Here is a 12,563-nt window from a genome sequence, read left to right as displayed (position 1 = left end):
ATATTTCGTTGCAAATAAAGTGAAATTGTTAAAAGGACGTTCTTTAAACGATGTGGATATTGAGCAAGGAAATAATGTTATTATGATTAGTTCGGGTGTAGAAAAAAAAATATTTAAATCAGAAAACCCTATTGGAAAAATCATGGAATTAAAAGGTCAACCAATGCAAATTATTGGTGTATATAAAGCAGAAGAAGGATTTATGGAAATGGGAGATTCTGAAGCATTAATTCCGCTTTCCTTATGGCCGACATTATATGGGACAGAAGAAATTAATAGTATTTCTGTTCAAGCTAAAAATGTAGATAATTTAGATGAGGCTGGAAAAAAAACAGCGAATGTATTAAATAGTCGTAAGCCTATTGAGTTTACAGGGAAATATGAGGTTATGAATTTAAAAGAAATTCAAGAAAGTATTTCTCAAATGACAAATATTATGACAATGATTATTGGTGGTATTGCTAGTATTTCATTGATTGTTGGTGGTATTGGTGTAATGAATATTATGCTTGTATCTGTAACAGAACGCACTCGTGAAATTGGGATACGTAAAGCTCTTGGAGCGACACGTGGTAAAATATTGTTACAATTCTTAATTGAAGCTGTTATGTTAACACTTTTAGGTGGTTTAGTAGGTATAGGTCTTGGATATAGTGGTGCATATATTGTTTCATCAATTGCAAAATGGCCACCACTTGTTTCTTGGAATGTTGTTGTTGGAGGGGTGTTATTTTCTATGGTGTTAGGTATTATTTTTGGATTAATTCCAGCGAATAAAGCAGCGAAATTAGATCCAATTGAAGCATTACGCTATGAATAATAACAATATCATAATTTAAGATTTTTTAATTTATGTAATAAAAAAACCTCTCATGTTATAATTGAAAGTGACCAAACAAACAATTAGAGGAGAGGTTTTTTGAATACCTTTATTTTTAATTTCTATAAGAATCATAACATAAAATGTTCCTCTTCTCTAGTTGAAAATCTTAGAAAAGAGGAGAAGGATTATGACAAATATCGGCAATTTAGAACAGGCTGAAAAAAATGCAAGATTAAGAGATATCGAGAATTCAAAGATCTTGTCAGAAGAAGAGATGTACATAGCCAATGAGCTTCAAGCAAAAGCTAGTTCAAGGGGAATGAGATTAGTTCCTGAACGTAAAATAAAAAACAAAGCAAAATTTGTTCAAATCATTCAGCAAAATATCCAATATTTATTTGAAATTGATTATTTAACAAATGCTGAGAAAGTATTTTTATTAGATATTTCAATGTGTGTAGGTTTTTTAAGTAATTGTTTGGTTGGAGATATTAATTCGAAAGAACAAATTCCATTAACTCAGAGAGAATTAGCTAAAAAAATTGGAAGACATGAAACTAAAGTTAGTCCGTTAGTTAGAAATCTAATTGATAAAGGTATTATAGCTCGTTCAGAGAGTGGTGTTGATGATAATAATGTTAGAGCATATGCATTATTTATAAATCCTCACATCATGTTTTCAGGAAATAGAGATGAAGTTAATCCAACACTTAAAGCAATGTTTAGAAAGGTTCCAAAACAACTCAAAAATTTACCTATAAAATTATTTTAAGTCTACTTTAATTAGTAGACTTTTTTAGTATTTTCGTACTTACCAAAAACGGTAAGTTTACTTACCAAAAACGGTAAGTACGAAAAATCCTGAAACCCTTGATATTATTGTTTTTTTTCTACTTTACTGTACTTGTCCCTTCTTACTCTATATAGTAATAGCTAAAAGTTCCGCAAGAAACGGGTAGTATTTTCTTGCGCTTTGCTACAGAAAATCTCCACCCTTTTCGCTTTGCTACATCCTTGCGGAACTTTTTTCGGCTCGAGTTTGGATATCACCAAGCCGATACATCCAAAAGCAACTATCATGATCATCGGCTTGAATTTGTTATTATACGAGCCGAACCGCTAGTGCCTTCGCTTAATAATTTCACTTACCACATTGATAGATACGTAATACGTGGGGGCTCGTCCCCACACGACGAACCAGCCTCAACCCCAAAAGCAAAGAGAAACCTTCTTTTAAACCTGTTTATTTTGCTTTTTAAGTGTGTTTTTTTGTTTTTAAGACAAATAGTATTGTTTTAGATTTATATTCTTTAGAAAGGATCCTGAAGCGCCAGAATAGCGTTTTGTATTTTGGTGTTATTTGTTTCTAAATTACAGATTTAATTAATGCTTATTGTTTTCTTTTAGTATTTTAAAGTAATGTTTGATTGCAATTTATTAAAAATATCATGTCGTTAGTGAGTACTCATTTGGAGACATCAAAGGGACTTTGTGTACTCACTGAGTCTACATCTAGGGACATAATGGGGACATTTGGAGGGTTTTGTGTCGTCAGTGAGTGGACATTCTGGAAATTTTCTTGTACCCACGTTTAAGCTAGGCTCCGCCTAGTCCCAACCCCTAGTTGGGCCCAAAAAACCCTTATGCTCTTCTTTCTTTTTTGATTCGGAATTTCCAATTTTATAAAATGACTTATCTTTTAGCTGAAATTTACTATGTTAAAAAAATAGGAATGTGATTCTGATCGTGGTTTGTTGCAAAGTATTAGCAAATACTTTGTGGCGCGGCCATGTTCTTGGCTGTATAGGTTAAATAATCATGTATTAAGAAGAAAACGGAATATAAAATAAACAAAGAAAAAAATCGTTATTTTTATATGACAGGAGGATATAAACTTTAGTAGAATGACTTAGTAAAAACCTAGGTTTAATACCTAGGTTCCAAGGTTGATTTTTTTAAAAATAACCATTGGTATTAAAAATATCTAGGTTTTTATCTAGGTTTTAAAGGTGGGTAAAAAGATGGATAAAAGTGAATACCTAGGTGGAGAAAACCCAGGTTATATAGCGATGACTGTTAGAGAAGTTGCATTATGTTTAAATGAATCACCAAATGTTATAAGGAATTGGATGAAAGAATTAAAGACATATATTCCTTTAGAGAAAAACGAGTCAGGTTACAATATTTTTGATGAAAAAGCACTTGAGCAAATGAAGATGGTTAAACAATTACATCGAGAACAGAACTATTCAATAAAACAAATTGAACATTATTTTGCTACAGGTGGAGAGAGTATAAAGCCTGTTCCTAGTAAGGAAGCTGGGGAGATTTTAGCTGAGGAATTAAAATCATTAAAAAATGAAGTTAGTAAACTTAGAGAATATAGTGAGAAACAAGAAGAATTTAATAAATTGTTAATTGAACAATTACAAAAGCAACAAGACTATATTGATAATAAGTTAGAGAAACGGGATCAGAAATTGCTTGAAACAATTCGTGAAGTACAAGAAACAAAATCATTAACAGCATCTACGGAATCAAAAGGTTTTTTTGCGAGGTTATTTGGAAAATGATTTTTTGAGATTTATAATCTGAGTCCTGGCGTTTATGCCGCGAAAGTTCCTTGACGATGAGGGGAACCCTCATGCAAACTCGCCAGGGGTGGCCCCAGAAGGGCGGTTTTTGCCCGCTGGGGTTAGCTTTGGGAGTTTGAGGGTTCGGAGGCTTGTGGTCAAGGGAACCGTGGAATAAAAAGCGAGGACGGACCCCAGGACAGGGCAAAAACCAATGTCTTCGCCAAGATTCGTGGTTCTACTGTTAGAAAAAGGCGAATAAGAATATAGCATACATACAATAAGGGAATGCAGTATAGATCAGTTTACAAGCATTCCCTTGCTATTATTATTCTTGTTATATTTATAGTTTACTTTTTCATCTATATTTGTTAGTTTTGAATTACTCCTATAGTTTAATACGGTTTAAAACATCCATTTTATGGAAGAAGCAGGTTCAAACCCTGCTAGGCTTAGAAAATTATTTTATAGTTTTTTAAGCCTAGCAGAGTTTTTAATCAAGTAGATTTGGTTTATTATTTTTGATGTATTCTAGTTTATCAGATTCAATTTTGATTTTTCTTAATGATTTTGCTTCCATTAAATCCTCAATATTTAAGTTAATTACTCCTAAAAAATTTGCATCTTGAAATGTAGAATTTTTGAAGCTTACTTCTTTTAAATCTGTATTTTTAAAATTTGCATTTTGAAAATTAGAATTTTCTAGTTTAGCTCTCAGTAGATCAGCATTTGTGAAATTTGTGTTTTTACAATTTGTGTTATCGCATTTAATATTTCTTAATTGAGAGTTCATTAAGTTTGCTGAAGATAGATCACTGTTTTTTAGAGTAACTCCTTTTAAGTTAGCACCTTCTAAACTTATTTTTTTCATACGAACATTTTCTAAGTTGGAACCCATTAATTTTGAATTGTCTAGTTTTATTATTTTGTTGTTAATTATTTCTAAAATAGAACCAGATAAATTGCATTTTGTTAAGTTTATTTCAGTGATTCCATAATTATTTAGCCTTTTAATACATTGAGATATTTTATGTGGGACATCTTGTGAATTTAAATTTCTATTTTCACTTATTATATCTTCATATTGTTGAATTTCACGTTTCCAAGCAATTCTTTTAGCAATGAAAGTGAAGAAGATACCGAACAGTAAAACATCTAATATTGAATTATGTAAATTGATTATAAAACTTTCCCAGAAATTCTCATTTTTATAGATGCCTAAATGAATTAAAATAGGTACTTTTTCAAAGAAAATAGAAGCAATAACTGTAAGAAAAAATATACAGATTAATAATATGATTGGTATTTTTAAATCTTCTTTGATTTCTATCCAGAATTCTTTAGTGTTTTTCATTTTTTTCTCCTTTTTGTTTATACACCATATCAAAAATTTATATTATTATTTATAATTTTAGATTAAATATGGAATGTATCTAAAATATTGTCTTTTTCTTCTTTGTTAATTCCAATATATTTTAATGTTATTTGTGGTGTACTGTGATTAAGTATTTCTTGCAACATAGCTACGTCTTTTGTTTGTTTATAGAACCAATAGCCGAAGGTTTTGCGCATGGTATGGGTACCGATAGACTCTACACCGGCAAAATCTCCGGCTTTTTGCAATTGTCGATAAGCCTGGATCTTACTAATGGGTTGATTTCCTTTTCGAGAAGGGAATAACCAGGTGTTATCTAGAGTTTGAGCATAAGAGTATACCTCTTCAAAAATGGAAGTAAGGTTAATCATGCGTTCTTTCTTTGTTTTTCCTTCTTTGATTTTGAATTCCTTTCTTTTCTTTCGTTTTAACTTTAGTATAGTTTGCGTTTCAAGTTGGAGTAGATCACTTACACGTAGTCCTGTATGAATTCCAATAAGAAAGTGAATATAGTCTCGTTCGGAACAATGACGTTTAAGACTCCATTTCATATCTTCGATCTGTTCTTTACTTCTAATGGGTTGGACATCAATAAGATGTGGTTTTTTATTCATGGATTTTCGACCTCTTTGTTTATATTGTTTTGAATGTATACTTTTGTTGTGTAAATTGAGGATATCAGGGGAATCAGTGAGAAGTCAATGTTTAAAGGGAAATGAATGTAAACTAATATTTAAAAGTTTACTTTCATAAAAATAGGAAATCGAGCAAAGTGACAACTGTTTTTGGAAGAGAAATGAGATGTTGAGACCGAAAAAAGGGTAAAGGTTGTAGGATTCTTTTATCGGGTCAAAAACAACGTTTTTGGGATTTGGAATGTCAAACTTGTAGCTTGCCCCCCCTTTTTCTTTTTTAGAATTCTACACTTAATTTCTACTTTGTTCATGGTTATAAGAATATTGGTATTTGGCTATGAAAGATGGTTAATGTTTTGAGTCATCTTTTATTCAGAAGTTTTACTTTTAATTTGAATAAAAAAAGAACAAATAAGATTATTTCTTAGTTTGTTCTTCTTTTTGTTTTTTAAATTTTAATTATTTTATCATCATAGAAATGCCTTCCACTATAGAGCTGAATATGAAGAAAATCATAGCAATAGTCCATGCTTTATTTGAAGCTAATTTTCCTATGATTTTTAATCCTAATACAAGAATGTAAGTAGACCAAATATTAAATAAGCTTATATGATTGATAAATCCTTTTAAAAATCCATCTTCAGTAATTAATGTACTTAAACTAGTAGGAGATGTTGCAGGATTTAAACCAAATATTACATATATTAACAATGTGAATGCTGAAGATAATACACTGATTGTAAAGATATTGGTATTTAAAGAAAACGATTGTTTGAAATTTATTTTTCCTTTAAAGATTTTAACAAATAATAAGGTAAACAGAGAGGTAATTAATATATTTATTATTACTGTAAAAATACTTTGTATACCACCAATAACTAAAACAATATTTTCTATACTTTTAGAAGATATACCTTCTATATTTTTAAATGCATCATTTTGGACAATGGAAGGGTCTTTTAGCATATAGTAACTGGTTATTACAGTTATTATCATTGTAAATATAATATTGATAATTAAAGATAATCCAAATTTAGGTGTATCTTTTATTTTTAATAGTTTTGTGTTTGGATTAGTAATAATATTTGACAGTTTAGTGTTTACATTTTGGTTATTATTATTTGGTTGTGTATTCATTGTATAATCTCCTATTATTTTTTTCTTTGTATAAATTTAATTAGGAAGTATATTAATAGTGATCCTAATGATAAAGAAATGATTTTAAAATTAAATCCAAAGAAATAAATACAAATACATATACTGAAGATTAGTGCGAAAATTTCAGAAAAATTAATGTTAGAATTTTTTTTTGATTTTTGAGGGTTCATTTATTTTCAGACTCCTTTTTATGTAATGTTTCTTCAAACCATTCTAATAGTTTTGCTACATTACTATTTTCGTTTAACTCCTGTTGAGCAGTAATTTTTTTATTGTTCATTATTACAACTTTATTTGCAAGTTCTATAATTGTTTCAGGAAGATGACTTGTAAATATTATACCTTTTCCTGTTTGAGATAATTTTTTTAGTAATTTTTTGAAATTTTTTGTAGAATTAGGATCTAATCCATTGAATGGTTCATCTAGTATTATTATATCAGGATTATGTATAAGTCCACATGCGAAATTAAGTTTTTGTTTCATACCTAAGGAATATGTTCCTGTTGCTTTTTTTGCATCGGTTAACTCTAATCCAACTTGTTCTAGAAGCATTATAATATCAATATCTTTGAAATTTATACCATATAAATTTGCTATCATTTCAAGATTTTCATAAGCGTTTAAATGATCATATAAAAAACCGTCTATAGGTATATATCCAATATGTTTTCTTGCTTTTACATCATCAAAAGGGTTTATTTTTTTTATATAAATTTCTCCTGAATCAGGTCTTATTAATCCTGTAATTATGTTTAGTAATGTAGTTTTTCCTATTCCATTGGAACCCATAATTGCTATGATTTCTTTATTATTCAAATTTAAATTTAAATTTTCAATAATAGTTTTATCTCCATAATCTTTATTAACGTTACACACTTCCAATAAAATGGTAAACACTCCTTGTTTTATGAGATTAAAGTTATGTTTTCTTCAATAATTCCTGCAATAAGAATTAAAATTTCAGTTATAATTGTGTATTTTAAAATTGTAAATATAAGAAATTTAAAATCTATTTTTTCTTTGTTTTTTATCTTTTTTATAGTATATGAAATGATAAAAAAGGATACCGCACTAGCTAACCATGCAGTTGGAATTTCTATGATTCCATGGGGGGCTAATAATAATAAAAATTTCATTACAGCATTTGTTTGAATTGCATGACCAAACATATATCCCATTACTATGCCATTTAACAAAAGTGAACCAACAGTTATTAAACCAAGTGATAAAAAGCTAAATATAATTATTAGATTAATTGTTCCATTATGAATGAAATATTCTAACCAATTAGTCTTAGTATTAATTCCCATTTCCCCTAAATCATATGGAACTATAAAATATGAAAAAACTCCAAATAATACTGTTCCGAAATATATTAATGCTGCTAAAATAAATTGTTTTTTTAAAGGTTTTAGGATCATGAAATAATATCTCCTTTATTAATCAATGAACTATTTTTTTTACATGTTAGATGTATAAATATTATTGCAATTATTATTATAAGTATTATCCATAGACTATATATTATATAGAAGTATATAAATTTTATATTTGCTAAATAAGCTACTAAAAAGGGAAATGTAATAGCTATATTTATCAAATTTGTGATTCGATTGAAAATTGAATCGCCAAGAATCTCTTGTTCTTTATAAGTTCCGGTTTCCGTATAATGTTGTCTTTTATAGTGTGGACTAATATATGATGGTAATAATGAGAAGTGTGGGCTCACTATTAAATTCAATATAAAAATCAGACCTATTATAGATAATGTGTAATAATTTGTCTTGAATATAGTTATTACTATTAATAAACCTATTAATGATTCATGTATTCCTAATAAACGTTGTGTTTTAATTTTTGCTTTGTATAATTTGTATAGATTTGTTCCAGATAGACGAAAAATTTTAACACTTCTCCCATCTGAGTCGAAATTTAAGTGTCCAGGGAATAGAGTATTTCCTGATGAAAATGCATCTCTAGTAATTGCATGTATAATAAAACAACTTCCGAATAGTTGGAAAAGTTCAGAAGAACTATAGTTTGATAAAGTAAAAGCTAATCCTCCAAACATCCAAATACTAAAATCAATAAAAAAGAACGTATAATGTTTAGATAATTGTTCGTTGTCTCTAAATAATTTTTTTAGTTGTACTTTAACTAAATAATCTTTTGTTATTTTTTGTAAAAAAACACCATAATGTGGGATCCATCCACTTACTTTAGTGACAATTTTATTAAATTCTGTTCTATACCAAAATCCTGATTTTTTATGAGTTATTGGTAACATAATAATTATTATTAATATTAATAATAGGATTAGTTTGATATCTGTTTTTTGTAAGTTATTAAAAAGTATTCTAGTAGCTATTGCGCTAGGTGCCCAACTATCGATGATAGTTCTAATAAATTCACCTATACTGAGCATTGTATTGTTTAGTATTGATAAAAAGTTTTCCCAAGTAAAAGAATGATTCAATTTAATTTTATTGATTAATAGTTTAAAAGATGGAACACTTAGATTGATAAATAATTTTGCAATAAGGATTGTTACGAATAAGGTGAAAACCCCTATAAATATTGAACTTATAAAAGCTTTATATCCATAGCCTTGTTGAATCATTTTTACTTTTAAACTTATATAAATATGTTGTGAGATATAAGAAATTATAGTGCTAATTAAGATTAAACAAATTGTAATTGTATAAAATGATAATTTGTTATTAAGATGAAAGCTAATTCCTATACCTATGGCAATATAAGTTAGGAAACTTGGACTATTTTTTATAAAATCATTTAGCCATAGCATTATATAAATTTTATTATTATGTAGTGGCGATTTAAATAATAAATCTTTGTCAAATGGGGTTATTAATTTGAAGGTTCTTGAAATTATTGGAAGGAATGAAGCGTATAAAAATAAAAAAGCGTAGTAATAATAAACTACAGATTCTATTGAAAAAGCTTTTTTTAGTTGATTTGTTATTAATCCACTTATAGACATTAATAAAGCGCATTCAATTAAGTATAAAATTGCTAAAGTTAAAACGAAATATTTTTTTGTATCGATTTTTAATTTACTAAATATTTTTTTGTCTAATACTTCAATTTTTCTTTTTAGAGTATACTTGAAATTAAGTTTTATATATACAGATAGAGTTTTCCACATTTTTATTACCCCGATGAATTATGTCTTTATGGTAAATGCTTTTAGAAATATAAATATTTCTAAAAGCATTTATTATTTTATATTACCACTGTGCAGCTTTCTTTTTGCCTACTTTTTCTACTACTTCCATGATAGCTTTTCTACCAATTGTAGAAATAGCTGTACCAATTCCACCACCAAATGCTAAACCAGCAACTGAAATTGCAGTCCAGATATCACTACCAGTCATAAGTGCTCCGATAAGTGCATTAGCTGTTCCAATACTAATCCCTGTCCAACCTAATTTTGACACAACGTTAAATAACATCCCAAATTCCTCCTGAATATTACAAATTTTAGAATTAATTCCTCCATTAGGATATCAGAATATACATTTAATTTTCTACTTTTATGCATAATTGCATATTGAGAATTTTAGATTGACTAATTTTTACTATTGTATAAAAATTTAAATAGTTTTAAAAAACACGGTTTAAAGGAGAAAATTATGATTTTAGATAAAGTTCATTTAAAGAGAAAAAAACAAAAACGTTTTATTATTATTATTGGTTCTCTTTTGTTAATTTCTATTGTTGTGTTTATTAATATTTATATGATGCATGGTAAGAAGAAAAGTATAACGAATACAGATGCTGTAAGTTTTGAGAAAGTGACAGAGCGTAAGCTGAATAATACGAAGTTAGTTTCTGGTCAGGTGAAGCCTGGGAATATTGAAAGTTTCTATGGGGATTCGGCTAAAGGAAAAGTGAAAGATATTGAGGTAAAAGAGGGACAAGAGGTAGAGAAAGGTACGAAGTTATTCTCTTATGATAATGAAGAGATTAATCTTCAAATGAAGCAAGCTGAGCTTGATCAGAAGATGGCAGATATGCGTTATGATCAAGGGAAAAAGAAGATTGATTCGCTTAAGAAAGAAATTAAGAAGGTGAAAGATAGCGGAGCTGGGAAAGAAGTAACAGATCCGATGGAAGAGCAAGTAAGTGAGTTAGAAATAGCGCAAAAAACAACTGACCTTGAGAAAGAGAAAGGGAAGTTACAGAAAGAAGAGTTAAATAAAAAGCAGAAAGAGCTTACGATTTATAGTAATTTTGCTGGTGTTGTTCAAAAGTTAGATAAAGATGCGGCGCAAAGTTCATCTCAAGCGTTAGGTGGACAAGGGAAGGCATTTTTACAAGTTGCTTCTAAAGACAAGTTCCAAGTCCAAGGGACTTTAACAGAGCTTCAGAAGTCACAAATCCAAAAGGATCAAACATTTACTGTAACTGCGAAAGCAAATAATAAGAAGAAGTGGACAGGTAAGATTACAGAGGTAAGTGAATTCCCAACGAGTGCAGAGATGGGTCAAGCTGGTGGTGTAGGTGAAGCAACTCAAAATATGTCTCAATATACATATAAAGCAAGTCTTGATAGTCAAGACGGTTTATCTCCAGGTTACCATGTTTCATTACAAGTAAACTTAGAGAATAAGACGATGATTGCTGTTCCAAGCAAGAGCATTGTAGAAAAAGACGATGATACATTTGTTTATATCGAAGAAAAAGGAAAGCTTCGTAAACAAAATGTTAAAAAAGGTGCTACTGATGGAGATTGGACAGAGATTACTGAAGGCGTAACAGTGGGGCAAAAGGTAGTTAAAAATCCTTCTGACAACGTGTATGACGGAATGGAAGTGCAAAGGAAATGATTACGTTAAATAATATTTCTAAAACATATTACCAGGGAAAGCTGGCTGTGCCAATTTTACATGGTATTAGTTTAACAATTCAAAGAGGCGAGTTCGTTTCTATTATGGGACCGTCTGGTTCTGGTAAATCAACGCTTATGAACATTATTGGTTGTTTAGATCGGCCAACAGAAGGTAAATATATTTTGAATGATGTGAATATCTTAACGGCAGATGAGTCAAAGCTTGCTTTAATTCGTAATGAATATATTGGATTTGTATTTCAGCATTTTAACTTATTACCTCGTCTTTCCGCAGTAGAAAACGTTGAACTTCCGCTTATCTATAGAGGTGTGAAGAAATCAGAACGCCGTCAAAGAGCGCTTGAAACACTTAGTAAAGTTGGTTTATCAGACAGGGTTCATCATTTACCGAGTGAGCTATCGGGTGGACAGAAACAACGTGTAGCTATTGCAAGATCGATTGCGAATAGTCCAAGGTTTATTATGGCTGATGAGCCGACGGGTGCGCTTGATACAAAGTCTGGTGAACAAGTTATGGATATTTTCACGAATCTTAATGCAGAAGGTACGACGATTGTTATGGTTACACATGAAGAAGAGGTAGCTGAGTATTCTTCAAGACGTATTTTGTTAAGAGATGGGGAAATCACAGAAGATAGAAGGTGTGCAGTATGAGTTTATTAGATAGTATAAAAATTGCTTTATCTTCTATTTTAGCTCATAAATTACGCTCAGGTCTTACAATGCTTGGAATTATTATTGGTGTAGGTTCTATTATTACCGTTGTTGCGATTGGGCAGGGCGGAGAAGCTTCATTAAAATCACAATTTGTTGGTACGGGTAGTAATATGATTTCTGTTAATTATAGTCCTGATATAAACGATTCATTTGATATGAAATCGGAAGAAAAGCCAAAGTTGACAGAAGAAGATATTTTTGAAATAAGAAAAATCCCTGAAATCTTACATGTAATTAAGATGAATTCAAGTATGGAGACATTGGATATAAATGATAAAAAAGATTTGGTAAATGTTAAAGGATTAGAGGAGGAATATTTCGTTGCAAATAAAGTGAAATTGTTAAAAGGACGTTCTTTAAACGATGTGGATATTGAGCAAGGAAATAATGTTATTATGATTAGTTCGG

Annotated in this window: 13 protein-coding genes; 6 read left to right on the top strand and 7 right to left on the bottom strand. The window is 29.6% G+C overall.

The genetic code is table 11. The features are described from left to right. The 3 genes from ATL10_RS29370 to ATL10_RS29360 all read left to right on the top strand — a co-directional run. Positions 1-820 (top strand): ABC transporter permease (locus ATL10_RS29370; protein ID WP_110498149.1); only part of this gene is annotated, 820 nt, incomplete at its 5' end. 190 nt (positions 821-1,010) lie between these two features. Further along, positions 1,011-1,595: a MarR family transcriptional regulator gene (locus ATL10_RS29365; RefSeq protein ID WP_097924759.1), complete on the top strand. Its 585-nt coding sequence runs from the start codon at positions 1,011-1,013 to the stop codon at positions 1,593-1,595. Positions 1,596-2,844: 1,249 nt separating this feature from the next. Beyond that, on the top strand, positions 2,845-3,396 hold the full coding sequence (locus tag ATL10_RS29360) for a MerR family transcriptional regulator (RefSeq protein WP_097924757.1): 552 nt from the start codon (positions 2,845-2,847) through the stop codon (positions 3,394-3,396). Positions 3,397-3,889: 493 nt separating this feature from the next. Here the strand turns inward: ATL10_RS29360 and ATL10_RS29355 are convergent, their stop codons facing one another. The 7 genes from ATL10_RS29355 to ATL10_RS29325 all read right to left on the bottom strand — a co-directional run bounded on the left by ATL10_RS29355 (position 3,890) and on the right by ATL10_RS29325 (position 10,038). Continuing rightward, positions 3,890-4,750 (bottom strand): pentapeptide repeat-containing protein, encoded by an 861-nt coding sequence (locus tag ATL10_RS29355; protein WP_097924755.1) that lies wholly within the window; start codon positions 4,748-4,750, stop codon positions 3,890-3,892. A gap of 62 nt (positions 4,751-4,812) precedes the next feature. Next, the gene (locus ATL10_RS29350) at positions 4,813-5,385 is read right to left on the bottom strand and encodes a tyrosine-type recombinase/integrase (protein WP_098289768.1); all 573 of its coding nucleotides are present in this window, start codon (positions 5,383-5,385) and stop codon (positions 4,813-4,815) included. 480 nt (positions 5,386-5,865) lie between these two features. Next, the gene (gene yknW, locus ATL10_RS29345) at positions 5,866-6,543 is read right to left on the bottom strand and encodes a YknW family membrane protein (protein WP_097924770.1); all 678 of its coding nucleotides are present in this window, start codon (positions 6,541-6,543) and stop codon (positions 5,866-5,868) included. Between the two features lie 187 nt (positions 6,544-6,730). Further along, the gene (locus ATL10_RS29340; protein ID WP_142670033.1) at positions 6,731-7,441 is read right to left on the bottom strand and encodes an ABC transporter ATP-binding protein; all 711 of its coding nucleotides are present in this window, start codon (positions 7,439-7,441) and stop codon (positions 6,731-6,733) included. 29 nt (positions 7,442-7,470) lie between these two features. Further along, positions 7,471-7,986: a stage II sporulation protein M gene (locus ATL10_RS29335; protein WP_051633644.1), complete on the bottom strand. Its 516-nt coding sequence runs from the start codon at positions 7,984-7,986 to the stop codon at positions 7,471-7,473. Further along, complete coding sequence (locus ATL10_RS29330) at positions 7,983-9,731, bottom strand: hypothetical protein (RefSeq protein ID WP_097924768.1); 1,749 nt, start codon at positions 9,729-9,731, stop codon at positions 7,983-7,985. The genes ATL10_RS29335 and ATL10_RS29330 overlap by 4 nt, the downstream gene beginning before the upstream one ends. Before the next feature lie 82 nt (positions 9,732-9,813). Continuing rightward, a complete protein-coding gene (locus tag ATL10_RS29325; protein WP_097924766.1) occupies positions 9,814-10,038 on the bottom strand; it encodes a putative cyclic bacteriocin in 225 nt (74 codons plus the stop codon). A gap of 180 nt (positions 10,039-10,218) precedes the next feature. On the opposite strand from ATL10_RS29325, the gene ATL10_RS29320 reads away from it, so the two are divergent. The 3 genes from ATL10_RS29320 to ATL10_RS29310 all read left to right on the top strand — a co-directional run. After that, positions 10,219-11,415 carry an efflux RND transporter periplasmic adaptor subunit gene (locus ATL10_RS29320; RefSeq protein ID WP_097924764.1) on the top strand — a complete coding sequence of 399 codons (1,197 nt, stop codon included), beginning with the start codon at positions 10,219-10,221 and terminating at the stop codon, positions 11,413-11,415. After that, positions 11,412-12,092 carry an ABC transporter ATP-binding protein gene (locus ATL10_RS29315; protein ID WP_097924762.1) on the top strand — a complete coding sequence of 227 codons (681 nt, stop codon included), beginning with the start codon at positions 11,412-11,414 and terminating at the stop codon, positions 12,090-12,092. Before ATL10_RS29320 ends, ATL10_RS29315 begins: the two co-directional genes overlap by 4 nt. After that, positions 12,089-12,563 (top strand): ABC transporter permease (locus ATL10_RS29310; RefSeq protein WP_142670032.1); only part of this gene is annotated, 475 nt, incomplete at its 3' end. The genes ATL10_RS29315 and ATL10_RS29310, both read left to right, overlap by 4 nt.

The sequence above is a fragment of the Bacillus sp. 196mf genome (genome assembly GCF_003217275.1).
In the GTDB taxonomy this organism is placed as follows: Bacteria; Bacillota; Bacilli; order Bacillales; family Bacillaceae_G; genus Bacillus_A; species Bacillus_A thuringiensis_S.
The sequence above is the reverse complement of the archived record's forward strand: the minus strand, read 5'-3'. Positions and strand labels throughout refer to the sequence as shown.